Genomic DNA, 26,201 nt, shown 5'->3' with positions numbered 1-26,201 from the left:
CTCGGCGAAGGGTGAGGTGGTGAGGGTCGGGTACGTCAGGCGGAGCCGGACGCGGCCAGGCGCCGCACCGCCGCCAGCGGCACCGGCAGCCAGTCGGGGCGGTGCCGGGCCTCGTACACGACCTCGTACACCGCCTTGTCGGTCTCGTAGGCGCGCAGCAGAACGGGGTCGGTGCGCGGGTCGTCGCCGGCCGCCTCCGCGTACCCGGTGCAGTACGCGGCCCGGCAGGTCTCGGCCCAGCCGGGCACCGGGGAGTCGGTCGAGTGCGCGGCGTAGTCGAAGGAGCGGAGCATGCCCGCGATGTCGCGGGCCGGCGGTTGCGGCAGCCGCCGTTCGGGCAGCGGCCTGGCCGGCTCGCCCTCGAAGTCGATCAGCGACCACCCTCCGGACGGCGAGCGCAGGCACTGCCCTAGGTGCAGGTCGCCGTGGACCCGCTGGGCGGTCCAGGTGCGGCCCTCGGCGGCCAGGTCGCTCAGCGCGGTGAACGCCGAGTGCAGCCCCGGCGCGTGCGGCCGCAGCGCGGGAACCGCGTGGACGGCCTCATCCAGCCGCCCGACCATACCGGCCACCAGCTGTTCCAGATGACTGTGGCCGAGGGTGACGGTCGGCAGGGCGCGGGCCAGCGCGGTGTGCACCTCGGCGGTGGCCCGCCCCAGCGCCCGCGCCTCGGCGGCGAAGTCCTCCCCCTTGGCCAGCTCCCGCAGGGCCAGCTCCCAGCCGTCGGTCGCGCCCTGGAGGTAGGGCTGGAGCACGCCCAGCACCCAGGGCTCGCCGGCCAGGTCGGCCACCATCCACGCCGCCGGGGCCGGCACCCGCGGGCAGCCCGCGCGGGCCAGCGCGAGCGGCAGCTCCAGGTCGGGGTTGACGCCGGGCACGATCCGGCGCAAGAGCTTGAGAATGAACGTATCGCCATACACGACCGACGAGTTCGACTGCTCGGCGGTCACCAGGCGCGGCACAAGCCCGGTGCGGATCTCCTGGTCCCGGTCCCGCTCGAAGCGCAGCCCGCCGATCCGGGCCTGGGAGCGCAGGGCCTCCAGGAGCAGGTCGGCGGGCCGGGTGTCGTACAGGGCGTCGTAGACCGTCCGTCCGGCCAGCGGCCCTGCCGCCACGTGTCCGATGAGCGCGGGCGCCAGCCGGGGCGGCAGCGCCTCGCGCACGCCTATCAGGAGCTGGTAGCAGTCGCCGGGCTGCTCGGCCGATCCCGCGGCCGGGACGAGCGGCTGATGGGCACGGACCAGGACGTGGTAGAGGCCCAGCCGGGAGTCGGCCGGCAGCAGCTCGGTGACCGCGACCGGCGAGAACCCGGTGACCGGACGTCCCTTGCCCGCGAACCAGCGCTGCCGTGGCAGCCACTCGCGCAGCAGGGGCTCCAGTGAGGCGAGGAGTCCGGGCGGTGTCGTGACGGTACGTGTGACGGCTTCCGACATGGCGTCGCGCCCTTCCCCTGAGTCGTCGGGGTGTTACTGATGCGTGCCCCGGGCGGGGCGGGGGAAACCGGCCCCGCCCGGGTGCGGACGGGTTCGGCCTAGACGGCGTCCCTGCGCAGCCGGAACCAGTAGAAGCCGTGGCCGCCGAGGGTCAGCAGATACGGCAGCTCGCCGATGGCCGGGAAGCGGACCCCGCCGAACAGCTCGACCGGGTGGCGTCCCTCGAAGGAGCTGAGGTCGAGTTCGGTGGGCTGCGCGAAGCGTGAGAAGTTGTTCACGCAGAGCACCAGGTCGTCCTCGTACTCCCGCAGGAACGCCAGGACCGCGGGGTTGGAGGAGGGCAGTTCGGTGTAGGTGCCCAGGCCGAAGGCCGGGTTCTGCTTGCGGATCTCGATCATCCGCCGGGTCCAGTGCAGCAGCGAGGACGGCGAGGCCATCGACGCCTCGACGTTGGTGACCTGATAGCCGTAGACCGGGTCCATGATCGTGGGCAGGAACAGCCGCCCGGGGTCGGAGGACGAGAACCCGGCGTTGCGGTCCGGCGTCCACTGCATCGGGGTGCGGACGGCGTCGCGGTCGCCGAGCCAGATGTTGTCGCCCATGCCGATCTCGTCGCCGTAGTAGAGGATCGGCGAGCCCGGCAGGGACAGCAGCAGGGCGGTGAACAGCTCGATCTGGTTGCGGTCGTTGTCCAGCAGGGGGGCGAGACGGCGCCGGATGCCGATGTTGGCACGCATGCGGGGGTCCTTGGCGTACTCGGCCCACATGTAGTCGCGCTCTTCGTCGGTGACCATCTCCAGGGTCAGCTCGTCGTGGTTGCGCAGGAAGATGCCCCACTGGCAGCGCGAGGGGATCGCCGGGGTCTTGGCGAGGATCTCGGAGACCGGGTAGCGGGACTCGCGGCGCACGGCCATGAAGATCCGCGGCATGACCGGGAAGTGGAAGGCCATGTGGCACTCGTCGCCGCCGACGGAGTAGTCGCCGAAGTAGTCGACGACGTCCTCCGGCCACTGGTTGGCCTCCGCCAGCAGCACCGTGTCGGGGTACTGGGCGTCGATCTCCTTGCGCACCCGCTTCAGGAAGGCGTGCGTCGCCGGAAGGTTTTCGCAGTTGGTGCCTTCCTCCTGGTACAGGTACGGCACCGCGTCCAGCCGGAAACCGTCGATCCCCAGGTCCAGCCAGAACTTCAGGGCGGAGATCATCTCCTCCTGCACGGCCGGGTTCTCGTAGTTCAGGTCCGGCTGGTGGGAGAAGAACCGGTGCCAGTAGTACTGCCTCCGCACCGGGTCGTACGTCCAGTTCGACGCCTCGGTGTCGACGAAGATGATCCGCGCGTCCTGGAACTGCTTGTCGTCGTCCGCCCACACGTAGTAGTCGCCGTAGGGGCCGTCGGGGTTTCTTCTCGACTCCTGGAACCACGGGTGCTGGTCGCTGGTGTGGTTCATGACGAAGTCGATGATCACCCGCATGCCGCGGTGGTGGGCCGCGTCCACGAACTCCACGAAGTCGGCGAGGTCGCCGAAGTCGGGCAGGACGGCGGTGTAGTCGGAGACGTCGTAGCCGCCGTCCCGCAGGGGGGACTTGAAGAAGGGCGGCAGCCAGAGGCAGTCGACGCCGAGCCACTGGAGGTAGTCGAGTTTGGCGGTCAGGCCCTTGAGGTCGCCGATGCCGTCGCCGTTGCTGTCCTGGAAGGAGCGGACGAGGACCTCGTAGAAGACGGCGCGTTTGAACCAGTCCGGGTCCCGGTCCTTGGCGGGCGTGTCCTCGAAGGTGTCCGGTACGGGCTCGTTGACGATCATGTTGTGGGTGACCCTCCGATCTGCGGGGAGCCGACGACGAGAACATGCGCTCCGCCTGGCTCAAGGCGCACGTAGTTGGCCCTGCCCCAGTGATAGGTCTCGCCGGCGAGCTCGTCGCGCACCGGAACCGACTCGTGCCAGTCCAGGCCGAGTTGCGGCATGTCCAACGAGACCGTGGCCTCCTGGGTGTGGTGCGGGTCGAGGTTGGCGACCACCACAACCGTGTTCGACCCCTTCCGCTTCGAGTAGGCGATCACCTGGTCCTTGTCGGCGTCGTGGAAGTGCAGATCGCGCAGCTGCCGCAGGGCCGGGTTCTCGCGCCGGATGGTGTTGAGTCTGGTGATCAGCGGGGTGATGGTGCGGCCCTCGCGTTCGGCCGTTTCCCAGTCGCGGGGTTTGAGCTGGTACTTCTCGGAGTCGAGGTATTCCTCGCTGCCCTCGCGCAGCGGGGTGTTCTCGCACAGTTCGTAGCCGCTGTAGATGCCCCAGGTGGGGGAGAGGGTGGCGGCCAGGACGGCGCGGACCTCGAAGGCGGGACGGCCGCCGTGCTGGAGGTAGGCGTGCAGGATGTCGGGGGTGTTGGCGAAGAAGTTCGGCCGCATGTAGGAGGCCGCCTCGCCGGACAGCTCGGTGAGGTACTCGGTGAGTTCCTCTTTGGTGTTGCGCCAGGTGAAGTAGGTGTAGGACTGCTGGAAGCCGATCTGGGCGAGGGTGTGCATCATCGCCGGGCGGGTGAAGGCCTCGGCGAGGAAGATCACGTCGGGGTCGGTGCGGTTGATGTCCGCGATGACGCGTTCCCAGAACACGACGGGTTTGGTGTGCGGGTTGTCGACGCGGAAGATCCGCACGCCGTGGGCCATCCAGTGGCGCAGGACGCGCAGCGTTTCGGCGATCAGGCCGTCCATGTCGGCGTCGAAGGCCAGGGGGTAGATGTCCTGGTACTTCTTGGGCGGGTTCTCGGCGTGGGCGATGGTGCCGTCGGGGCGGTGGTGGAACCAGTCGGGGTGTTTGGCGACCCAGGGGTGGTCGGGGGAGCACTGGAGGGCGAAGTCGAGGGCGATCTCCAGGCCGAGGCCGGTGGCGCGGGCGACGAAGTGGTCGAAGTCGTCCAGGGTGCCCAGGTCGGGGTGGACGGTGTCGTGGCCGCCCTCGGGGGAGCCGATGGCCCAGGGGACGCCGACGTCGTCGGCGGTGGCGGTGAGGGTGTTGTTGCGGCCCTTGCGGAAGGTGGTGCCGATGGGGTGGATCGGCGGGAGGTAGACGACGTCGAAGCCCATCGCGGCGATCGCCGGGAGGCGGCGGGCGGCGGTGCGGAAGGTGCCGTGGGGCTGCTCGGGGGTGCCCTCGGAGCGGGGGAAGAACTCGTACCAGGAGCCGTACAGGGCCCGCTCGCGTTCCACCAGCAGCGGCAGCGGGTCGGAGGCGGTGACCAGCTCCCGCAGCGGATACCGGGCCAGCACCGCGTCCACCTCCGGCGTCAGCGCCGCCGCCAGCCGGGAGGCGGCCGGCCGGGTCTCGTCCCGCAGCGCGTCCACGGCGGCGAGGAGTTCCTGCCGCTCCGCGCTGTGCGGCACCTCCGCCGCGGCCCGCTCGTACAGCCGCGCGCCCTCCTCCAGGACCAGGTCCGTGTCGATCCCCGCCGGGATCTTGATCCGGGCGTGGTGCCGCCAGGTGCTGACCGGATCGCCCCACGCCTCCACCGCGTACGTCCACAGGCCGGGCTCCCCGGCGGTGACGGCGGCCCCCCAGCGGTCGGTGCCCGGGGCCAGCTCCCGCATGGGCGTCCACGGACCCGGACGGCCGCGCGGATCTCTCAGGACGACGTTGGCGGCCACCGCTTCGTGTCCCTCCCGGAACACGGTGGCCGATATCTCGAACGTTTCGCCGGTGACGGCCTTGGCGGGCCGGCGCCCGCCCCGGACGAGCGGGCGGACGTCCAGGACGGGGATGCGCCCGACGACGGTGTCACCGGGGCTCGGCGTCGGGGGTGCCGACGGCGTCGGGGGTGCCGACGGATGGTGCTTGGCGGGCATGACCGCTCCTGTCCGCTTCTGCTTCGACGAGGGTGGGCGGATGACTGTGGGGAGGTGGGTCCTGCGGGTCTGTCCGTGGGTGCCTGTGGGGTCTACCGCTGTGCTGTGCCTGCGAGGGTGTAGCCGGTGCTGTACCTGTGAGGGTGTACCGGAGGAGCCTTCCCACACTTTTCGGGTGGGCATTCCGGCACTTTGTTAACTACTCACCCGTATGTCTACGCACAAGACCGGCCCCGTCCGCCGGGGGCGCAGCCGGTGGCCGAGGGGCTCGTCGTCAGGTGCCCGGAACCCGGAGGAGTCTGTCCGGTGAACCGGGACCGCGGCCGGACACCTTCCCGGTGACCGCCCTTGTGACCAGCGCTTTCTCAACCTGATCCGGTGTGGCCCGCGGGTGCCGGGCGAGATGCAGCGCCGCCGCGCCCGCCGCGTGGGGCGCCGCCATCGACGTACCGGAGGAGGTCGCCCGCCCGGTGTCGCCGGTGTGGGACGCCGAGGTGACCGACGTGCCCGGGGCGAACAGATCGAGGGCCGGACCGTGGTTGGAGAAGCCCGCCCGCGCGTCCCGGCGGTCGGTCGCGCCGACCGTGATCGCCCGCGTCACCCCTGCTGGGGAGTACAGCGCGGCCGGCAGCCCGCCGTTGCCGGCCGCGACCGTGTACGTCACGCCGGAGGCGATCGAGGCGCGGACGGCGGCGTCCAGCCGGTCGTTGCGCGGACCGCCCAGGCTGAGGTTGGCGACCGCCGGTTTCTTGGCGTGTTTCGTCACCCAGTCGATGCCCGCGACGACCCGGGCCGTGCTGCCGGCGCCGTTGTCGTCCAGGACCCGCACGCCGACCACCCGGGCCCGTTTCGCCACGCCGTACGACGTGCCGACGGCCGTCGCCGCGACATGCGTGCCGTGCCCGTTGCCGTCCTGTGCGGTCCCGTCCCGGTCGACGAAGTCCCAGCCGTGGCTCGCCCGGCCGCCGAAGTCGCGGTGCGTGGTGCGGACGCCGGTGTCGACGACGTACACCGTCACTCCGCGCCCTCCGGGCTCCGGCCGGGCGTGGCGCCGGTCCGGCGGCAGGCCGCGCCGGTCGATCCGGTCCAACTCCCGGGACGGCGCCTTCCGCGGGGTGCGGTCCAGCAGGACGCGGGTGTCCTGGACGACCGAGGCGACCCGCGGATCGGCCGCGAGCCGTCTCGCCTGTCTCTCCCCGGCCCTGACGGCGTATCCGTTCAGGACCGTGCCGTAGATGTGGCCGATGTCCGCGCCGTACCGCTCGGCGACGGCCTTCCCGGCCGCCGACGAGGCCCGTACGCCCCCCTCGAGTGTCACCAGGTAACTCCCGCCCACCGAGCCGGGTGCGCCGGCGCCGAGTACGCGCCCCTCGGGAGCGGCGGCCTGCACGGGCGGAGCGGAGACCGACAACGTCACGGCACAGCTCACCGCGACGAGTCCCCCCGCCGGACGCAGGCGCCGTGCTCGCGGTCGGGTCATGTGTGAGTTCCCCTCCTCGACACGGCGTACGGTCGGTCGACGGACCCGTACGCCCGGTGGCAGCCTCTCGCGCCGGACGAAACCCCACAAGACGGCCTGCGTCACCGAGGCTTGTTCGGTCTTCGGGGTGAGGCCGTCCAGATCGATGCGGGGGTTTGCGGGCGAAGCCCCCAGCGAGGGAGAGATCGCACCGGTACCGTCATAAGGGACGACGAGACGCACCCCAGCGTCCACTCCAGCGAACGCGCCGAGGTGATTGTGAAGGCGATCCGCCGACTGACCGTCCGTCCCGTCCTCCCCGACCCCTTGCGGCCACTGAGCGAACTGGCGCGCAATCTGCGCTGGTCCTGGCACGCTCAGACCCGCGACCTGTTCCAGTCCGTCGACCCCGAGTGCTGGGCCGCGTCCGGCGGCGACCCGGTCCGGCTGCTCGGCACCGTCCCGCCCGCGCGGCTGGCGGAGCTGGCCGAGGACCGGCGTTTCCTGCGCCGCCTCACCGCGGTCGCCGACGACCTCGCCTCCTACATGACCGGCGACCGCTGGTACCAGGCCCAGGGCGCCGGTGCCCGGCTCCCGGCCGCCGTCGCCTACTTCTCGCCCGAGTTCGGCATCACCGCCGCGCTGCCCCAGTACTCCGGCGGGCTCGGCATCCTGGCCGGCGACCACCTGAAGGCGGCCAGCGACCTCGGCGTACCGCTCGTCGGCGTCGGCCTGCTCTACCGGCACGGCTACTTCCGCCAGACCCTCTCCCGCGACGGCTGGCAGCAGGAGCACTACCCCGTCCTCGACCCCAACGAGCTGCCCCTCGCCCTCCTGGAGGAGGCCGACGGCACCCCCGCCCAGGTCGCCCTCGCCCTGCCCGCCGGCCGGGAGCTGCGCGCCCGGATCCGGCTGGCCCAGGTCGGCCGGGTCCCGCTGCTGCTGCTCGACTCCGACGTGGAGGAGAACGACCTCGGCGAACGCGGCGTCACCGACCGGCTCTACGGCGGCGGCAGCGAGCACCGGCTGCTCCAGGAGATGCTGCTGGGCATAGGAGGTGTCAGGGCGGTGCGGACGTACTGCCGGCTCACCGGGCACCCCGAGCCGGAGGTCTTCCACACCAACGAGGGCCACGCCGGCTTCCTCGGACTGGAACGCATCGCCGAACTGTGCGCCGGGGGGCTGGAGTTCGACTCCGCCCTGGAGGCGGTCCGGGCCGGGACCGTCTTCACCACCCACACGCCCGTCCCGGCCGGCATCGACCGCTTCGACCGCGAACTGGTCGCCCGCCACTTCGGCCCCGGCGCCGAGCTGCCGCGCATCGACGTCGACCGGATCCTGCGGCTCGGCATGGAGACCTACCCCGGCGGCGAGCCCAACCTGTTCAACATGGCGGTGATGGGCCTGCGCCTGGCCCAGCGCGCCAACGGCGTCTCCCTGCTGCACGGGGGCGTCAGCCGGGAGATGTTCTCCGGGCTGTGGCCCGGGTTCGACGCCGACGAGGTGCCGATCACCTCCGTGACCAACGGGGTGCACGCGCCCACCTGGGTGGCGCCCGAGGTGTTCCGGCTCGGTGCCGGGCAGATCGGCGTGCAGCGCGCCGAGGACGCCCTGACCGTCGGCGACTCGGAGCGCTGGGACTCCGTCGCCGACATCCCCGACGAGGACATCTGGGAGCTGCGCCGGACCCTGCGCGAGCAGCTGGTGACGGAGGTGCGGCGGCGGCTGCGGGCCTCCTGGCGGCAGCGCGGCGCCGGGACCGCCGAGCTGGGCTGGATCGACGACGTCCTCGACCCGGACGTGCTCACCATCGGCTTCGCGCGGCGGGTGCCGTCGTACAAGCGGCTGACGCTGATGCTGCGCGACCGGGACCGCCTGATGGACCTGCTCCTGCACCCCGAGCGCCCGGTGCAGATCGTGGTCGCGGGCAAGGCGCACCCGGCCGACGACAGCGGCAAGCGGCTGGTGCAGGAGCTGGTGCGGTTCGCGGACGATCCGCGGGTGCGGCACCGGATCGTGTTCCTGCCGGACTACGGCATGGCGATGGCGCAGAAGCTCTACCCGGGCTGCGACATCTGGCTGAACAACCCGCTGCGCCCGCTGGAGGCGTGCGGGACCAGCGGCATGAAGGCGGCGCTCAACGGCTGCCTCAACCTGTCGGTGCTGGACGGCTGGTGGGACGAGTGGTTCGACCCCGCCTTCGGCTGGGCGATCCCCACCGCCGACGGCTGGGGCACCGATCCGGACCGGCGCGACGCCATAGAGGCCGACGCGCTCTACGACCTGCTGGAGCAGCGGGTCACCCCCCGCTTCTACGAGCGGGGGCAGAGCGGGCTGCCCGACCGCTGGATCGAGATGGTCCGCCGGACCCTCAGCCTGCTCGGCCCGAAGGTGCTGGCCGGCCGCATGGTCCGCGAGTACGTGGAGCGGCTGTACGCCCCGGCGGCCGAGGCGCACCGCGCGCTGGACCCGGACGCGGCGCGCGATCTCGCCGAGTGGAAGGCCCGGGTGCGCGGTGCCTGGCCCGGGGTGAGCGTCGACCACCTGGAGACGTCCGCCGCGACCGACAGCGCGGAGCTGGGCAGCACGCTCGGGCTGCGGGTACGGGTGAACCTGGGCGGTCTGGCCCCGGAGGACGTGGAGGTGCAGGCGGTCTCCGGCCGGGTCGACTCCGAGGACCGGATCAGCGAGGCCGCCGCCGTCCCGCTGAAGCCGGCGGGCGGCCCGGACACGGAGGGCCGCTGGGTCTACGAGGGCCCGCTCGCCCTGGACCGCACCGGGCCGTTCGGCTACACGGTCCGCATCCTGCCCGCTCATCGGCTGCTGGCGTCCGGTGCCGAACTGGGCCTGGTCGCGGTGCCGTCGGAGGAACTGGTGGAGGCGGCGGGGCTGCTGATGCGGTGACCGGCCGTCAGTCCTCGGCGTCGCCTCCGGCGAGCCGCCGCAGCACGGTTCCGCAGCGCCGCGCGTAGGCGTGCTGCAACCCGCGGGCCGCCGCCCCGCCCGCCTTGGCGTACCACGTGGCGGGGCGGCTGAAGGCGGTCACGGTCAGCCAGACCGTGCCGTCGCCCGTGCGGTCCACGACGAAGGCCTCCTCGCCGCTCTCCGGATGGCCGGGCAGGGTGCCGTAGGCCCATCCGGCGCGGCGGTGTTCCTCCATCGTCCACACCACCCGGCAGGGTGCCTTGATCACCCCGGCGAGGGTGACGGTGACGTCGACGCCGGGCGCGGCGCGGTCCGCGCCGGTGTCGACGCCAACCCCCAGCGTCCGGTGCATCTCCCAGGTCAGGACCGCCTCGGCCGCCCGGCGGAAGACCTGCTCGCCCTCGCCGATGCGGGCGCGGACGTGCAGGGGGTGGAAACCCGGCGGGCAGGTGCCCTGCGCGCGGGTGGCGCCGACGGCGTCGTAGGTGAAGTCCCTCGCAGACATGGGGCCCAAGCCTAGGACGGCACCCGGGAACCTTGGGTCCCGGGTGCCGTCCGTCTCCGGCCGCCCGTCGTCCTACGGGAAGGTCAGCTTGAAGCTGTTGATGTACCCGGTGTCCCGGGACGCCTGGTCCTGCACGCGCAGCTTCCAGGTGCCGTTGGCGGTCTCGGAGGAGGCGTCGACCGTGTAGGTCTCCTTGACGTCGTCCGCCGAGTCGGAGCCGCTGAAGTTCTTCAGCCGGTACGCCGTCCCGTCCGGCGCCACCAGGTCGATCACCAGGTCGCCGCGCCAGGTGTGCACGATGTCGACCGTGGCCCGCAGGTCGGCGGGCGCGTTGCCCGCACGGCCCGACACGGTGACCGAGGAGGTGACGGCGGCGCCGTTGTCCGGGATCGCCACGTCGGCGGTGTTCTCGAAGGAGGTGCCGCCGCCACCGCCGCCGCCCGACCGGGAGCCGACGTTGACGCCCGCCCAGGCGTCCTGGACGGCCTTGTACTCGGCGCTGTCGGTGCCGTACAGCTCACCGGCCGCCGCCAGGGTGCCGGTGCGGGCGCCCGCGTAGTTGGTGGTCGAGGTGAACTTGGTGGCCAGCGCGCGGAACCAGATCTTCTCCGCCTTGGCGCGGCCGATGCCGGTGACCGGCAGGCCGTCGGAGGTGGGCGAGTCGTAGGCGACCCCGTTGATGGTCTTCTTGCCGCTGCCCTCGCTCAGCAGGTAGAAGAAGTGGTTCGCGGGCCCGGACGAGTAGTGCACGTCGATCGAGCCGATGCCGGAGTACCAGTAGTCCTTGGACGAGCCGTCCCTGCTGGGCTTGTCCATGTAGCGCAGCGGGGTGCCGTCGCCGCGGATGTTGATCTTCTCGCCGATGAGGTAGTCACCGGCGTCGGAGGAGTTGTTCGCGAAGAACTCGACGGTGGCGCCGAAGATGTCGCTGGTCGCCTCGTTCAGACCGCCGGACTCTCCGCTGTAGCGCAGCCCCGCCGTGTTGGACGTCAGGCCGTGCGTCATCTCGTGCGCGGCCACGTCGATGGAGGTGAGCGGGTTGGCGTTGCCGGAGCCGTCGCCGTACGTCATGCAGAAGCAGCTGTCGGACCAGAACGCGTTGACGTAGTTGTTGCCGTAGTGGACGCGGGAGTAGGCGCTCGCCCCGTCGCCGCGGATGCCGCTGCGTCCGTGCACGTTCTTGTAGTAGTCCCAGGTCAGCGCTGCACCGTAGTGCGCGTCGGCGCCGGCGGACTCCAGGTTGGACGGGCTGCCGTTGCCCCAGACGTCGTCGGGGCCGGAGAACAGGGTGCCGGTGCCGGAGGTGCCGCGGTTGAGGTTGTACGTCCTGTGGTTGCCGCGCGCCCCGTCGGTGAGGTTGTACGAGGACCCGGACCGCGTGGTGGTCAGCTCCACGGTGCCGCTGTAGACGGTGTGGCCGGTGCCGTTGTGCACGGCCTGGTACTCGTACAGCTTCTCGCCGGTGCCGGCGTCGGTGATGACGTGCAGCTCGTTCGGGGTGCCGTCCTCCTGGAACCCGCCGACGACCGTCTCGTACGCCAGGACCGGCTTGCCCTCGGCCGCCCAGATCACCTTGCGCGGGGCGCCCTCGGCGTCGGGCGCCTCGGCGCCGTCGGCCTTGGCGGCGGCCACGGCCTGGCGCTCGGCCCTGTCGGCGGAGACCTTCGGCGTCAGGGTGGCCGGCTTGATGGCGGCCCGGGTGGCCTTGACGACCTTCTCGGTCTTCCCGGCGGCGGTCGCGGTGACGACCAGGTCGCCGCCGAGGACGGGCAGCCCGGCGTAGGTGCGCTCGTAGCGGGTGTGCACGGTGCCGTCGCGGTCCTTGACCACGTCCCGGACGACCAGCTTCTCCTTGGCGCCGAGGCCCAGGTCGGCGGCGGTGTCCGCGGTGCCGGCGGCGGCCTCGCGCAGCAGCTCGGCGCGCTGGGCCGGGGAGAGCTCGACGGACTCGGCGCCCGGGACCGGGGCGGCGGCCGGGGCCGCGGTGGCGGCGCCGGACTGGACCGCCGTCGCGATCAGCGCGGCGACGCCGGCCAGCGCGACGGCGGCGGCGCGGCGCGGCGGGATGCGGCGGGAGGGGGCGTGGGGGGTGCGTCTGTGGGAGGAACTGCTGCTCAACACTGACTCCTTCTGCGCGGCCACGGGGTACGCGGCCTGGGGAGACCGGGCGGCGGGTGGGCCACCGGGCATGACAGGGCGGTACGCAGAACTACGTGCGGGAGCGACGGCCGCGGCACAGCGGTGGGGTGACGCGGTGGGGTTGCTGTGGAGCGGCCGTGGGAAGCGTGGCAGGAGATGAGCACCCTTGTCAGGGGCGCGTCACGAAGTTGGCCGGAAATCGTTCGTTGTCCGGGAGTTCATGTCCGCTATACGGATTCGTGGTGATCGTCGCCGCCGGACGGCTCTCCGTGCCACGACCGCCACAGCGCCGCGTAGGCCCCGTCGGCTGCCACCAGCTCCTCATGGGTGCCGAGTTCGGTCAGCCGGCCGTCCGCCATGACCGCCACCCGGTCGGCGTCATGCGCGGTGTGCAGGCGGTGCGCGACGGCGATGACCGTACGGCCCTCCAGTACGGCGGCCATGGCCCGCTCGGTGTGCCGGGCCGTGGTCGGGTCCAGCAGGGCGGTGGCCTCGTCGAGGATCACGGTGTGCGGGTCGGCCAGCACCACCCGCGCCAGCGCGAGTTGCTGGGCCCGCGAGCCGTCGGGGCCGTCGCCGCCCGGCCCCGGCTCGGTGCCCAGGCCGTCGGGCAGCTCCCGCACCCAGTCGTCGGCGCCGACCGCGGCGAGGGCCGCCCACAACCGCTCGTCGGTGGCGGACGGGTCGGCGATGAGCAGGTTGTCGCGGACCGTGCCGAGGAAGACGTGGTGCTCCTGCGTGACCAGGACGACCTGGCGGCGCAGCCGCTCCGGGGAGAGACCGGCGACGGGCACCCCGCCGACCGTCACCGAGCCCGCGGTCGGCGCGTCCACGCCCGCCAGCAGCCGGCTCAGCGTCGTCTTGCCGGCCCCGGACGGCCCGACCACCGCCAGCCGCTCGCCGGGCCGCACGGTCAGGTCCACCCCGCGCAGCACATCGGCCCCGCCCTCGTAGGCGTAGCGCGCCCCGGTCACGTCGATGCGGTCGTCGGCCGGGGCGGGGGAGCCGGCCGCCGGGACGGCCCGCGGCGCGCGGGCCAGGCCCTCCACGCGGGCGAAGGACGCGCCGCTGGACTGGAGCTGCTCCACCCGCATCAGGATCTCGTCCAGCGGCCCGGTCAGCTGCTGGAAGTACAGGGCCGCGGTGACCACCGCGCCGACGCTCATCGCGCCCCGCGTGTGCAGAAGCCCGCCGGTCAGCAGCACACCGGCCACCGGGAGGGCGTAGGACACCTCCACCACCGGGAAGAACACCGTGCGCAGACGCAGCGTGCGGAAGCGGGTGCGGCGCGAGACCTCCAGCGCCCGGCGGCTCGCCGCGATCCGCCGCCCGGCCAGCCCGAACGCCTCCACCGTGCGGGCCCCGGCGGCCGTGGCCGCGAGGATCTCCGCGACGTCCGAGGTGGCCGCGCCCTCCGCCAGATAGCCGGCGCGCGCCCGGCGCAGGTACCAGCGCAGCACACCCCAGATCGGCATCAGCGCCAGCACGCCGACGGCGCCGAGCAGCGGGTTCAGCACGAACACCGCGGCGACCAGGAACAGCGCCTGCACGCCGTTGACCAGCAACGCCGGACCCACGTCCCGCAGCGTGTTCCCGACGGCCGTCACATCCGCCGTGCCGCGCGCCGTCAGGTCCCCGGTGCCGGCCCGCTCCACCACGGACGCGGGCAGTGCCAGCGCGCGGTCCACGAACCGCTCCCGTACCCGCGCCAGCGTCCGCTCACCGAAGCGGTGCCCGACGTAGCGCGCCCAGCGGGCCAGCAGCAGCTGTGCCACCGAGCAGACGAGGATGCCGAGCGCCATCCGGTCGACGGCGCCGGCCCCGCCGCCGGCCCGCACCTCGTCCACGATCCGGCCGAGCAGCCAGGGGCCGGCCAGGCCCGCCGCGGCGGCCAGCGCGTTCAGCGCGAGCAGTCCCGCGAAGGCCCGCCCGTCGGCCCGGACCAGCCCGGCCGCCGCCCGCCGGACGTCGGCGCGCTCGGCGACGGGCAGATGGCGTGACGTCATCCCACGGCCTCCTCGGCGTCGGCGTCCCGGGCGACGAGGGCCCGGTATCCGGGCTCGGTGTCGAGGAGTTCGCGGTGGGTGCCGGTGGCGACGACCTTGCCGTCGACGAGGTGGTGCACGAGGTCGGCGCGGTCCAGGACCAGCGGAGAAGTGCAGGTCACCACGGTCGTACGGCCCTGGCGGGCGTCCCGGAGCCGGTCCGCCACCGTGGCCTCGGTGTGCGCGTCCAGGGCCGAGGTCGGCTCGACGGCGAGCAGCACCTCGGGGTCGGCGAGCAGGGCTCGCGCCAGCCGGATGCGCTGGCGCTGGCCGCCGGAGAGGTTGCGGCCCTGGGCGTCGATGGGGGAGTCGAGGCCGTCGGGGAGGCCACGGACGATGTCGTCGGCGGCGGCGGCACGGACCGCCCGGGCGAGGTCCGCCTCCGCGTCCGCCTCGGCATGCCGTGGGGCGGGTACGGGTCCTCTGCGGCCGGTCGCGCTCGTGTGGCGGGGGCGTGGATCGGTACGGCCGGTGTCCCTGGGGCCGGTTTCGGTCGTGTCGGTTGTGGGGTGGGGATGGCCGTGGCCGTTCGCGCTCGCGCGGCGGAGCCGCAGATCGACACGGCCAGCGCCCCCGGGGCCGGTTTCGTCGCCTGCGGGGCGGCGTTGGTCGTGGCCGGTCGCGCTCGTGTGGCGGGGGTGTGGATCGACAGGGCCCGTGCCTGTGGGGTCGGCTTCCGCGGCGCCGATGACATGGCGCAGGGCGCCCGCGAACAGGTCCGCCTCCGCGTCCGCCACCAGGATGCGGCGCCGAACCTCCGCCAGGGGCACCTCGTCCAGGCGTACGTCTCCCCAGGTGGCGTCGGACGGGGTGTAGCGGCCCAGCCGGTCGACCACCGCGGCGGCGTCGGCCGGCCGGGGACCGGTCAGCGCGGTCAGCCGGCCCGGCGGCACCCGCACCCCGGACGCCGGGTCGTGCAGCACGGCGGGCCCGGCGGGGGCTGCGCGGGTGCCCGGGTCCGGCTCGGGCTCCAGCCGCAGGAACCGGACGACCCGGCCCGCGGCGACCAGACCCCGGCTCACCTGCTGGCTCCCCTCGATCAGGAACGCCACCGGCCACAGCAGGGCCACGACGTAGCCGTACACCGACACCAGCTCGCCCACGCTGATCTCGCCCCGCACCGCCAGCCGGGCCCCGAGCCAGGTCACCCCGGCCAGGAACAGCGTCGGCAGCCCGGCGCCCAGCGCCTGGATCCAGCTGGTCACCGCGCCGACCCGGTACCCCTGTTCGGACAGCCGGCGCGAGTCCCGGCGGAAGGCGTCCGCGACCAGGCCCTTGCCGCCCAGGCCGTTCAGCACCCGCAGCCCGCCCGCGAGGTCGCCGATCCGGGCGGTGAGCACGGACTGCCGCTCCCGGTACTCCGCCTCCCGCCCCTGCAACCGGCCCAGCAGCGGCCCCACCAGCACACCCAGCAGCGGCACGCCGGCCAGCACCACCACCGCCAGCTGTACCGACACCGACACCAGCAGACCGGCGACGACCGCGCAGGCCACCACCGCGCCGACGCCGGGCCCGACGACCGTCAGCGTCTGGCTGATCGTCTGCACGTCACCCACGCCGATGGTGACCACCTCACCGGCGCCGACCCGGTGCCGCAGCGCGCCCCCCAGCCGCACCGCCTGCCCGACGACGACCTTCACCGTGCGGAAGTTGGCGTCCATCCGCACCCGGGTCATCGTGCGGTGCCGCATGATGCTCAGCCAGGCGGTGCAGACGCCCACCAGGACCAGCAGGCCCGTCCAGCCGGCCAGCGCCCCCATGTCACGCGGCTCGACGCCGCGGTCGACGGCCCGGGCCATGGTGTACGGCATCGCCGCCAGCATCACCATCCACACGCTGGCGAACACCGCCCCCGCCGCCGACCGCCCCGGCTGCCGCCGCACCAGCCACCACAGGTACCGCCAGCCGCTGCGGCTGTCGGGCGTGCCGGGATCCTCGTACGCGTCGATCACCTGTTGCCCCCCGTCGCCGTCAGGCCAGACTGTCCCGCCACGCCCGGTGCAGATCGGCGAACCGCCCCGTGCCCGCGATCAGTTCGGCCGGGGATCCGTCCTCCACGATCCGGCCCCGCTCCATCACCAGCACCCGGTCGGCGATCTCCACCGTCGACAGCCGGTGCGCGATGACCACCGCCGTACGGCCCTTCAGCACCGTCGTCATCGCCCGCTGCACCGCCCGCTCGCCCGGGATGTCCAGCGAGCTGGTCGCCTCGTCCAGGATCAGCACCGCCGGGTCGGCGAGCAATGCCCGCGCGAACGCCACCAGTTGCCGCTGACCTGCGGAGATCCGCCCGCCCCGCTTGCGGACGTCGGTGTCGTAGCCGTCCGGCAGCGCGGTGATGAAGTCATGCGCGCCGATCGCCTCGGCGGCCTGCTCGATCTCCTCACGGGTGGCCTCCGGGCGGCCGATGGCGATGTTGTCGGCGACCGTGCCGGAGAACAGGAAGGCCTCCTGGGTCACCATCACCACCCCGCGCCGCAGTTCGGGCACGGCGAGGTCGCGCAGGTCGGTGCCGTCCAGCAGCACACGCCCGGTGGACGGGTCGTAGAACCGGGCGAGCAGCTTGGCCAGCGTCGACTTGCCCGCGCCGGTCGAGCCGACGACCGCGACGGTCTGCCCGGCGGGGATCGTCAGGTCGAAGCGGGGCAGCACCTCGCCGCCGGTGCGGTAGCCGAAGCTCACCCCGTCGAAGACGGCCTCGCGGCCGGGGTGCTCCGACTCCGGCGGGGGCATCTCCTTGGGCGCCGACGGCTCGGGCACGGACGGCGTCTGCGCCAGCAGGCCCGCGATCTTCTCCAGGGAGGCGCCCGCCGACTGGGCCGAGTTGAGGAACATGCCGAGGCGGTCGATCGGGTCGTACAGGCGGCGCAGGTACAGCACCGCGGCCGCCAGCACACCGAGCGCCAGCGTGCCGTCCGCGACCCGGTAGGCGCCCCACAGGACGATGCCGGCGACGGTGGTGTTGGCCACCAGCCGGGAGCCGACCACATAGCGGGCCATCTCCAGCAGCGCGTCGCCGTTGGTGCGCTCGTGCCGCCCGTTGAGGACCGCGAAGTCGGCGTCGTTCACCGCCTCCCGGCGGAAGGCGCGCACCGGCCGGATGCCGTTCATCGTCTCCACGAACCTCACGATCACGGCGGCGATCGCCGTGGACCGCTGCCGGTACACCCGCCCCGCCCGGCGCCGGTAGAGCCGGACCAGTCCGTACAGCGGCACGAACGACGCCACCGCCACCCCGCCGAGCCCGAGGTCCAGCCAGAGCAGCAGCGCCGCGATGTAGACGAACGACAGGACGACCGTGACCAGCTCCTGGAGGCCCTCGTCGAGCAGCTCCCGCAGCGACTCGACGTCCGTCGTGGAGCGGGAGATGAGCCGGCCGGAGGTGTAGCGCTCGTGGAAGTCGACGCTGAGCGCCTGCGCGTGCCGGAAGATCCTGCCCCTCAGGTCCAGCAGCACGTCCTGGTTGACGCGGGCGGACGCGGTGATGAACGCGTACTGGAGCCCGCCGCCCGCCAGCGCGCACAGCAGGTAGCCCGCGCCCACCGCGATCAGCGGTCCGTGGTCCCGGTCGCGGAACGCCGGGACCGCGTGGTCGATGGCGTACGCCACCAGCAGCGGGCCCGCCTGCACGGCCGCCTGCTGGAGCAGCAGGATCAGGGTGGTGAGCGCGACCCGGGCCTTCATCGGCGCGAGCAGGGAGCGCAGCAGCGCGCCGGTGGCGCCCGGCGGGGTGGGCAGGACGTCGCGGTCGAAGGGATCGCCGGCCGCGGGGAGTTCCTCGGCGGGCCGCTCCTTCTGCGGGGCGGTGGTCGCGGGCGCCGTCATCGGTCCTCCTCCGGGCCGGTCATCAGATGGGCGTACTCGGCGTTGCCGCGCAGCAGTTCCTGGTGGGTGCCGACGGCGGTGACCCGGCCGCCGGAGAGCAGGGCGACGCGGTCGGCGAGCAGCACCGTGGAGGGGCGGTGGGCCACGATCAGCGCGGTGGTGCCGGCGAGCACCCGGCGCAGCGCGGCCTCCACGGCGGCCTCGGTGTGCACGTCCAGCGCGGACAGCGGGTCGTCCAGCACGAGGAAGCCCGGCCGCCCGACCACGGCCCGCGCCAGCGCCAGCCGCTGCCGCTGCCCGCCGGACAGGCTGAGGCCCTGCTCGCCGACCTGGGTGGCGGCGCCCTGGGGCAGGGCGTGCACGAAGTCGGCCTGGGCGACGGACAGGGCCCGCTCCAGGTCGGCGTCCCCGGCGCGGTCACCGGCCCCCATCAGCACGTTCTCACCGACGCTCGCCGAGAACAGGGTGGGCTCCTCGAAGGCGACGGCCACCTTCGAGCGCAGCTCCTCGCGGGGCATGGCGGTGATGTCCTCGCCGTCCAGCGTGATCCTGCCGGAGGTCACCTCGTGCAGCCGGGGGATCAGCGCGGTGAGCGTCGTCTTGCCGCTCCCGGTCGCCCCGACGAGGGCGAGGGACTCGCCGGAGGGGATGTGCAGGTCGACGCGGTCGAGGACGGGCGGGGAGCCGGGGGGCGCGTCGGGGTACCGGAAGGTGACGTTCTGGAAGCGGAGGCCATCGCCGGCCGCCGGGCCGCGCGACCCGCCCCGCGGCACGGACGCGGCCTCACCGGAGGACTCCGGCTCCGCGTCCATCACCTCGAAGTACCGCTCCGTCGCCGTCGCCGCCTCCTGGCTCATCGCCAGCAGGAACCCGATCGACTCCACCGGCCACCGCAGCGCGAGCGCCGTGGACAGGAACGCCACCAACGTCCCCGCGGACAACGCCCCGTCGGCGACCTGCACCGCCCCCACCACCAGCGCCGCCCCGATCGCCACCTCCGGCAGCGTCACGATGACCGCCCAGATCGCCGCCAGCAGCCGCGCCTTGCGCAGCTCCGTCCCCCGCAGCGTGTTCGACAGCTCCCGGAACGCCCGCGCCTGGCTGCGGTGCCGCCCGAACCCCTTGATGATCCGGATGCCGAGCACGCTCTCCTCGACGACCGTCGTCAGGTCCCCCACCTGGTCCTGCGCCAGCCGCGCCACCTCGGCGTACCGCTTCTCGAAGACCACGCACAGCACCATCACCGGCACGGCGGGCCCCAGGATCACCAGCCCCAGCGTCCAGTCCTGCACCAGCATGATGACCACGCCGACGACGATCGTCACGCCGTTGACCAGGAGGAACGTCAGCGGAAAGGCGAGGAACATGCGCAGCAGCATCAGATCGGTGGTGCCGCGCGACAGCAGCTGCCCCGACGCCCACCGGTCGTGGAAGGCCACCGGCAGCCGCTGCAGATGCCGGTACAGATCCGCCCGCATCGACGCCTCGACCCCCGCCAGCGGCCGGGCCACCAGCCACCGCCGCAGCCCGAACAGCAGCGCCTCCCCGAGGCCGAGGAGCAGCACGTACAGCGCGCCCAGCCACACGCCCGCCGGGTCCCGGTCGGCGACCGGCCCGTCCACCAGCCACTTCAGCACGAGCGGGATCACCAGCCCCACGCAGGAGGCGAGGATCGCGATGAACGCGGCGGTGAACAGCCGGGCCCGCACGGGCCGTACGTACGGCCACAGCCGCAGCAACGTCCGGACGGCGGACCGGTCTTCGGCGGGCAGGGGGCCGGCGGGTGCGGGTGTCGTGGGCATCAGCAGTGAGAGTACGGATCGCCACTGACACTGCCCACCGAGTTTTGGCCGGACCGCACTCGGCCGATGGTCCTACGACCTGCGCCTTCACGCCGCCGCACGCGCCGCCGCACAGGAGTCCGACCTGGCGCCGGGGTCACGAGAAGGCGACCGCCGCGCGCGGGACCGTACCGCCTGCGAACGCGGCGTCCCCGGCTGACCTCACAGCGCCCTGAGCAGCAGCACCGTCCTTGCGGGCACCGTGACCTCCGCGCCCGCCCGGTGCGTCTCACCCGGCGCCTCGCCCTGCTCCTCCCGGCCGGTGTCCACCACCACCTCGTAGCGCTCCGCCCACGGCGGGCCCGGCAGCACGAAGTTCACCGGGCGCTCGCCCGCGTGCAGGACGGCGAGGAAGCTGTCGTCGACGATCGGCGCCCCCCGCTCGTCCCGGCCCGGGATGTCCCGGCCGGACAGATACATGCCGAGCGTGGCCGCGGGCGCGTACCAGTCGCTCTCCTCCATCTCCGTGCCCCGCGCGGTGAACCAGGCCAGGTCCCGCAGGCCGTCCGCGGAGTGTGCCCGGCCGGAGAAGAAGGCGCGGCGGCGCAGCACCGGGTGCTCGTGGCGCAGCCGGATCAGCCGGGCGGTCAGCTCGAACAGGGCCCGCCAGCCGGGGTCGTCCAGCAGGCTCCAGTCCACCCAGCTGATCTCGTTGTCCTGGCAGTAGGCGTTGTTGTTGCCGCCCTGGGTGCGGCCCAGTTCGTCGCCCGCGACCAGCATCGGCACGCCCGTGGACAGCAGCAGCGTGGTCAGCAGGTTCCGCAGCTGCCGGCGCCGCAGCGCCCGTACGCCCTCGTCGTCGGTCTCGCCCTCCGCGCCGCAGTTCCACGCCCGGTTGTCGTCCGTGCCGTCCCGGTTGCCCTCGCCGTTGGCCTCGTTGTGCTTGCGCTCGTAACTCACCAGGTCGCGCAGTGTGAAGCCGTCGTGCGCGGTGATGAAGTTGACCGACGCGTACGGCCGCCGCCCGCCCCAGGCGTACAGGTCGCTGGAGCCCGACAGCCGGTAGCCCATCTCCCGCACGTCCGGCAGCGCGTGCCGCCAGAAGTCCCGTACGGCGTTGCGGTAGCGGTCGTTCCACTCCGTCCACAGCGGCGGGAAGGCGCCCACCTGGTAGCCGCCGGAGCCCACGTCCCACGGCTCGGCGATCAGCTTCACCCGGCGCAGTACCGGGTCCTGGGCGATGACGGCGAGGAACGGCGACAGCATGTCCACGTCGTGCATGGAGCGGGCCAGCGCCGCCGCCAGGTCGAAGCGGAAGCCGTCCACGCCCATCTCGGTCACCCAGTAGCGCAGCGAGTCCGTGATCAGGCGCAGCACGTGCGGCTGGACGACGTGCAGGGTGTTGCCGCAGCCGGTGTAGTCGGCGTACCGGCGGGCGTCCGGCTGGAGGCGGTAGTAGCCGCGGTTGTCGATGCCCTTCAGCGACAGCATCGGGCCCAGCTCGCCCGCCTCGGCGGTGTGGTTGTAGACCACGTCGAGTATGACCTCGATCCCGGCCGCGTGCAGGGCGCGCACCATCCGCTTGAACTCGCCGACCTGCTCGCCCCGGGTGCCGGAGGCGGCGTAGGCGGCGTGCGGGGCGAAGTAGCCGATGGAGTTGTAGCCCCAGTAGTTCTTCAGCCCGCGGCGCAGCAGGTGGTCCTCGTGCGCGAACTGGTGCACCGGCAGCAGCTCCACCGCCGTCACGCCCAGGTGCACCAGGTACTCGACCGCCGCCGGGTGGGCGAGGCCGGCGTAGGTGCCGCGCAGCTCCTCGGGGATGCCGGGGTGCAGTCTGGTGAAGCCGCGGACGTGCAGCTCGTAGATGACCGAGTCGGCCCACGGGGTCTTGGGCCGGTGGTCGTCCGCCCAGTCGTCGTCATCGTGGACGACCACGCCCTTGGGCACGTGCGGAGCGGAGTCGCGGTCGTCGCGCACGGTGTCGGCGAGGTGCTGCTCCGGCCAGTCCCGCACATGCCCGTACACCTCCGGCGGCAGCCGCCAGTCGCCGTCCACCGCGCGCGCGTACGGGTCGAGGAGCAGTTTCGCCGGGTTCCAGCGGGCGCCGGTCCACGGGTCCCAGCGGCCGTGCACCCGGTAGCCGTAGCGCCGGCCGGGCAGCACGCCCGGCACGAAGCCGTGCCAGATCTCGTGGGTCAGCTCGGTCAGCCGGACCCGGCGCTCCCCGCCGCCCGCGCCCTGCTCGTCGAACAGGCACAGCTCGACCGCCTCGGCCCCGCCCGCCCACAGGGCGAAGTTGGTGCCCGCCACCCCGTCCGGGCCGGTCCGGAACCGGGCGCCGAGCGGCACCGGCGTGCCCGGCCACGCGGGCACGGCCGGGGGCGGCGCGGCCCGCCGCACGCCGTTGACGACGGCAGCGGACGGCTGCCCGTCCTCGGCGGCCCGTTTCCCGGCCACCGCCTCCTGCTCGGCTGCGCTGGACACCTGTCAGCCTCCCGCGGCTCGTGGAACGACCCCGGAAGGAGAGCGCGCGGCGTCCCCGCCGCTGCTCCCCGTCGCGTCGTCCTCCCCTCAGTTCTGCCCACCGCTTGGCTCGCACTCACGTTTCCCCAGACCGGACCCGTCGTTACGGGTGGATGTGAGGCACGTACAAGGGCGCGCGCGGCGCGCGGGGGCCGCACTGGCCGCCGTACTGACATGGGCAGGACTGCTGGCCGGAGCGGCCGGCTGCTCCTCGGACGGCACCGGGATCGGCGGGGTGTTCGGCAAACCCCCCGCTCCCGGGGACGCCATCCGGATCTCCCCGGACGACGGCGACAAGGGCGTCGAGCCCGGGCGGAAGCTGTCGGTCCGGGTGACCGGCGGACGGCTGGAGTCGGTGCAGGTCGTCAAGTCGCAGGACGCGCAGGAGACCCCGGTGCCGGGCCGCATCTCCGCCGACGGCCGGCGCTGGACGCCGGACGACGCGCGGCTCGCGCTCGCCGCGAAGTACACGGTCGACGCGGTCGCCCTGGACGGCGACGGCCGCCGCTCCGCCCGGCACGCCACCTTCACGACGTACGTCCCCGAGGAGCGCTTCATCGGGTACGTCGCCCCCGAGCACCGCTCCGTCGTCGGCACCGGCATGATCGTCTCCCTGGAGTTCAACCGGGAGATCACCCGCCGGGCCGCCGTCGAGCGCGCCGTCACCGTGACCGCGAAACCGGCCGTGGAGGTCCGCCCCCACTGGTTCGGCAAGGACCGCCTCGACTTCCGCCCCGAGCACTACTGGAAGCCCGGCACCGAGGTCACCGTCTCCCTCCGCCTCAGGGACGTGGAAGGGGCCCCCGGGGTGTACGGGCTCCAGCACAAGACGCTCTCCTTCACCGTCGGCCGCAGCCAGGTCTCCGTGGTGGACGCGGCGCGCAAGATTATGAAGGTCCGCCGGGACGGCGAGCTGGTGGCCACCGTGCCGATCACCGCCGGGGCCCCGAAGACCACCACGTACAACGGCAGGATGGTGGTGACCGAGATGCTCGACGTCACCCGCATGAACAGCCGCACGGTCGGCTTCGGCGGCGAGTACGACATCCCGGACGTGCCGCACGCCATGCGCCTGACCTACTCCGGCACCTTCCTGCACGGCAACTACTGGGCGGAGGACGACGTCTTCGGCCGGTCCAACGTCAGCCACGGCTGCATCGGCCTGCGCGACGTCAAGGGCGGCGGCGCGGACACCCCGGCGGGCTGGTTCTTCGACCGCAGCCTCGTCGGCGACGTGGTCGAGGTGGTCCGCAGCAAGGACCGGACGGTGGCGCCGGACAACGGGCTCGGCGGCTGGAACATGAGCTGGAAGAAGTGGAAGGCGGGCAGCGCGGTCAAGTGACGGCGGTGACACGATCGGGTGACGGCGGGTCGTCGCACAGGTGACGGCGGGCGGCGCTCCAGGATGATCGGCCGGCGCCGAACTCGGTACGGAACAGTGACAATCTCGCCGGGCTCCACGCCCCTGGCCTGCGGATACCATGCGCTTCTGCGCACTGTGGCGCACAGGGGAGGGGGCCTCACCGGGCCCGGCGAGGGGAGACGAATTGAACGTGCGTCCGATATCGGGGGCGTCGGCCGGCATACGGAGACGGGGCGGACGGAGACTGACGGCACTGGCGGCCGGGGCGCTGCTGCTGGCGGTGACCGCGTGCGGGGGCGGACCGGGCCCGGGGGCCGGATCGGGTGACGGCAAGGGCAAGGCGGGCGCCGATTCCACCGCGGCGCAGAGCAAGCAGTCCGAGGCCGTCGTCAGCATCGCGCCGAAGGACGGCGCCGAGTCCGTCGACACCAGCGGCGCACTGAAGGTCAGCGCGGCCAAGGGCAAGCTGACCGAGGTGGTGGTCAAGAACCCCGACGGCGACCGGATCGAGGGGAAGATGTCCGGCGACGGCGCCACCTGGACGCCGTCCACCCATCTGGCCGCCTCCACCACGTACACCGTGCACGCGGTCGCCAAGGACTCCGCCGGCCGCACGGCCGCCGAGGACTCCCGCTTCACCACTCTGACGCCGAAGAACACCTTCATCGGCCACTTCACCCCCGAGGACGGCTCGAAGGTCGGCGTCGGGATGCCGTTCTCCCTCCGCTTCACCCGGGGCATCACCAACCCCGAGGACGTCGAGAAGGCCGTCCGCATCAGGACCGAGCCCGCCGTCGAGGTCGAGGGCCACTGGTTCGGCAACGACCGCCTCGACTTCCGGCCCGAGAAGTACTGGAAGGCCGGCACCAAGGTCACCGTCGACCTCAACCTCGACGGCGTCGAGGGCCGCGACGGCGTCTACGGCGAGCAGGACAAGACCGTCTCCTTCACCATCGGCCGCAGCCAGGTCTCCGTCGTCGACGTCAAGAAGCTGACGATGGAGGTCGAGCGGGACGGCAAGGTCGTCAAGAAGATCCCGGTGACCACCGGCAAGGCCGGCATGGAGACCTGGAACGGCCAGATGGTCATCAGCGAACGGCTGGCGGTGACCCGGATGAACGGCGAGACCGTCGGCTACGGCGGCGAGTACGACATCAAGGACGTCCCGCACGCCATGCGCCTGACCACCTCCGGCACCTTCATCCACGGCAACTACTGGGGCGGGGACGCCTTCGGCAACTACAACGCCAGCCACGGCTGCATCGGCCTGCGCGACGTGCGCGGCGGCTGGGATGAGAAGGCACCGGGCGCCTGGTTCTTCGCCAACTCGATGATCGGCGACGTGGTCGTGGTCAAGAACTCCGACGACGCCGTCGTGGCCCCGGACAACGGGTTCAACGGCTGGAACATGCCGTGGGAGAAGTGGAAGGCCTGAGCCCGCACGGACGTCCGGCCCCGGTGCGCTCCTCTGTGTGAGGTACGGCACCGGGGCCGATGTCGTTAGTGCCCGTTAACCTGCTGGGCATGACCGTACATCTCGAAGTGGCCGACGGCGTCGGCACGCTGCGCCTGGACCGTCCGCCCATGAACGCGCTGGACATCGCGACGCAGGACCGGATCAAGGAACTCGCCGAGGAGGCCGGCCGCCGCGAGGACGTGCGCGCCGTCGTGCTCTACGGCGGCGAGAAGGTGTTCGCCGCCGGTGCGGACATCAAGGAGATGCAGGTGATGGACCATGCGGCGATGGTCCTGCGCGCCCGCGCCCTGCAGGACTCGTTCACCGCGGTGGCCCGCATCCCCAAGCCGGTGGTGGCCGCGGTCACCGGCTACGCGCTCGGCGGCGGCTGCGAGCTGGCGCTCTGCGCCGACTTCCGCATCGCCGGCGAGAACGCCAAGCTGGGCCAGCCGGAGATCCTGCTCGGCCTGATCCCGGGCGCGGGCGGCACCCAGCGCCTGTCCCGCCTGGTGGGCCCCTCCAGGGCCAAGGACCTGATCTTCACCGGCCGCCAGGTGCGGGCCGACGAGGCGCTGACGATCGGCCTGGTGGACCGGGTGGTACCGGCCGCCGAGGTGTACGAGCAGGCCCACGCCTGGGCCGCGCGGCTCGCGCAGGGACCGGCGATCGCGCTGCGCGCCGCGAAGGAGGCGATCGACGCCGGTCTGGAGACGGACATCGAGACCGGTCTCGCGGTCGAACGGAACTGGTTCGCGGGCCTGTTCGCCACCGAGGACCGCGAGCGCGGCATGCGGAGCTTCGTGGAGGAGGGCCCGGGCAAGGCGAAGTTCCTGTGAATTGACGCGGTGTCTGATTACGGGTCCCTCGATGGGGCGGTTTGTGGCAGCCTTGGGGCGGCCGTGAATCCACCGTGTCGAG

15 protein-coding genes are annotated in these 26,201 nt (G+C 73.0%); 4 read left to right on the top strand and 11 right to left on the bottom strand.

All coding sequences use genetic code 11. From position 1 onward, the window contains the following. Positions 1-35: 35 nt before the first annotated feature. The 4 genes from ACLGIH_RS09970 to ACLGIH_RS09955 form a co-directional block, all read right to left on the bottom strand. A complete protein-coding gene (locus ACLGIH_RS09970) occupies positions 36-1,430 on the bottom strand; it encodes a maltokinase N-terminal cap-like domain-containing protein (protein ID WP_416524870.1) in 1,395 nt (464 codons plus the stop codon). Positions 1,431-1,528: 98 nt separating this feature from the next. Next, a complete protein-coding gene (treS, locus tag ACLGIH_RS09965) occupies positions 1,529-3,229 on the bottom strand; it encodes a maltose alpha-D-glucosyltransferase (protein ID WP_416524869.1) in 1,701 nt (566 codons plus the stop codon). Then, positions 3,226-5,262, bottom strand: coding sequence for an alpha-1,4-glucan--maltose-1-phosphate maltosyltransferase (locus ACLGIH_RS09960; RefSeq protein ID WP_416524868.1), 2,037 nt, complete (start codon positions 5,260-5,262; stop codon positions 3,226-3,228). Before ACLGIH_RS09960 ends, treS begins: the two co-directional genes overlap by 4 nt. A 274-nt stretch (positions 5,263-5,536) precedes the next feature. Beyond that, entirely contained in the window at positions 5,537-6,742 is a 1,206-nt protein-coding gene (locus tag ACLGIH_RS09955) for a S8 family peptidase (RefSeq protein ID WP_416524867.1), read from the bottom strand. A 258-nt stretch (positions 6,743-7,000) separates the two neighbouring features. Between ACLGIH_RS09955 and ACLGIH_RS09950 the strand changes: the two genes are divergently transcribed. Next, positions 7,001-9,625 (top strand): glycosyltransferase family 1 protein, encoded by a 2,625-nt coding sequence (locus ACLGIH_RS09950; RefSeq protein ID WP_416524866.1) that lies wholly within the window; start codon positions 7,001-7,003, stop codon positions 9,623-9,625. A gap of 7 nt (positions 9,626-9,632) precedes the next feature. On the opposite strand, the gene ACLGIH_RS09945 is transcribed toward ACLGIH_RS09950, so the two are convergent. From ACLGIH_RS09945 to glgX, 7 genes are all read right to left on the bottom strand, one after another. Further along, positions 9,633-10,151: a DUF1990 family protein gene (locus tag ACLGIH_RS09945; RefSeq protein ID WP_416524865.1), complete on the bottom strand. Its 519-nt coding sequence runs from the start codon at positions 10,149-10,151 to the stop codon at positions 9,633-9,635. A gap of 72 nt (positions 10,152-10,223) precedes the next feature. Then, positions 10,224-12,269 (bottom strand): M4 family metallopeptidase, encoded by a 2,046-nt coding sequence (locus ACLGIH_RS09940; protein ID WP_416524864.1) that lies wholly within the window; start codon positions 12,267-12,269, stop codon positions 10,224-10,226. Positions 12,270-12,517: 248 nt separating this feature from the next. After that, positions 12,518-14,296, bottom strand: coding sequence for an ABC transporter ATP-binding protein (locus ACLGIH_RS09935; RefSeq protein WP_416524863.1), 1,779 nt, complete (start codon positions 14,294-14,296; stop codon positions 12,518-12,520). Next, a complete protein-coding gene (locus ACLGIH_RS09930; protein ID WP_416524862.1) occupies positions 14,293-16,287 on the bottom strand; it encodes an ABC transporter transmembrane domain-containing protein in 1,995 nt (664 codons plus the stop codon). The genes ACLGIH_RS09935 and ACLGIH_RS09930 overlap by 4 nt, the downstream gene beginning before the upstream one ends. A gap of 19 nt (positions 16,288-16,306) precedes the next feature. Then, entirely contained in the window at positions 16,307-18,160 is a 1,854-nt protein-coding gene (locus ACLGIH_RS09925) for an ABC transporter ATP-binding protein (RefSeq protein WP_416524861.1), read from the bottom strand. Further along, positions 18,157-19,962 (bottom strand): ABC transporter ATP-binding protein, encoded by a 1,806-nt coding sequence (locus ACLGIH_RS09920; protein ID WP_416524860.1) that lies wholly within the window; start codon positions 19,960-19,962, stop codon positions 18,157-18,159. Before ACLGIH_RS09920 ends, ACLGIH_RS09925 begins: the two co-directional genes overlap by 4 nt. Before the next feature lie 201 nt (positions 19,963-20,163). Further along, complete coding sequence (gene glgX / locus ACLGIH_RS09915; RefSeq protein WP_416524859.1) at positions 20,164-22,425, bottom strand: glycogen debranching protein GlgX; 2,262 nt, start codon at positions 22,423-22,425, stop codon at positions 20,164-20,166. A gap of 154 nt (positions 22,426-22,579) precedes the next feature. Between glgX and ACLGIH_RS09910 the strand changes: the two genes are divergently transcribed. The 3 genes from ACLGIH_RS09910 (at position 22,580) to ACLGIH_RS09900 (ending at position 26,119) form a co-directional block, all read left to right on the top strand. Beyond that, positions 22,580-23,806 (top strand): L,D-transpeptidase, encoded by a 1,227-nt coding sequence (locus tag ACLGIH_RS09910; protein WP_416524858.1) that lies wholly within the window; start codon positions 22,580-22,582, stop codon positions 23,804-23,806. 205 nt (positions 23,807-24,011) lie between these two features. After that, a complete protein-coding gene (locus tag ACLGIH_RS09905; protein ID WP_416524857.1) occupies positions 24,012-25,262 on the top strand; it encodes a L,D-transpeptidase in 1,251 nt (416 codons plus the stop codon). Between the two features lie 89 nt (positions 25,263-25,351). Further along, on the top strand, positions 25,352-26,119 hold the full coding sequence (locus ACLGIH_RS09900; protein WP_416524856.1) for an enoyl-CoA hydratase/isomerase family protein: 768 nt from the start codon (positions 25,352-25,354) through the stop codon (positions 26,117-26,119). Positions 26,120-26,201: the final 82 nt, after the last annotated feature.

Source organism: Streptomyces hamibioticus, from assembly GCF_047946815.1.
In the GTDB taxonomy this organism is placed as follows: Bacteria; Actinomycetota; Actinomycetes; order Streptomycetales; family Streptomycetaceae; genus Streptomyces.
This window is presented reverse-complemented; position numbering and strand designations above follow the sequence as displayed.

What these genes read in the sequence shown, in the direction of transcription:
- ACLGIH_RS09970 (WP_416524870.1), bottom strand. Translation starts at nt 1,430, where the DNA reads ATGTCGGAAGCCGTCACACGTACCGTCACGACACCGCCCGGACTCCTC.
- treS (WP_416524869.1), bottom strand. Translation starts at nt 3,229, where the DNA reads ATGATCGTCAACGAGCCCGTACCGGACACCTTCGAGGACACGCCCGCC.
- ACLGIH_RS09960 (WP_416524868.1), bottom strand. Translation starts at nt 5,262, where the DNA reads ATGCCCGCCAAGCACCATCCGTCGGCACCCCCGACGCCGTCGGCACCC.
- ACLGIH_RS09955 (WP_416524867.1), bottom strand. Translation starts at nt 6,742, where the DNA reads ATGACCCGACCGCGAGCACGGCGCCTGCGTCCGGCGGGGGGACTCGTC.
- ACLGIH_RS09945 (WP_416524865.1), bottom strand. Translation starts at nt 10,151, where the DNA reads ATGTCTGCGAGGGACTTCACCTACGACGCCGTCGGCGCCACCCGCGCG.
- ACLGIH_RS09935 (WP_416524863.1), bottom strand. Translation starts at nt 14,296, where the DNA reads ATGACGTCACGCCATCTGCCCGTCGCCGAGCGCGCCGACGTCCGGCGG.
- ACLGIH_RS09925 (WP_416524861.1), bottom strand. Translation starts at nt 18,160, where the DNA reads ATGACGGCGCCCGCGACCACCGCCCCGCAGAAGGAGCGGCCCGCCGAG.
- ACLGIH_RS09920 (WP_416524860.1), bottom strand. Translation starts at nt 19,962, where the DNA reads ATGCCCACGACACCCGCACCCGCCGGCCCCCTGCCCGCCGAAGACCGG.
- ACLGIH_RS09900 (WP_416524856.1), top strand. Translation starts at nt 25,352, where the DNA reads ATGACCGTACATCTCGAAGTGGCCGACGGCGTCGGCACGCTGCGCCTG.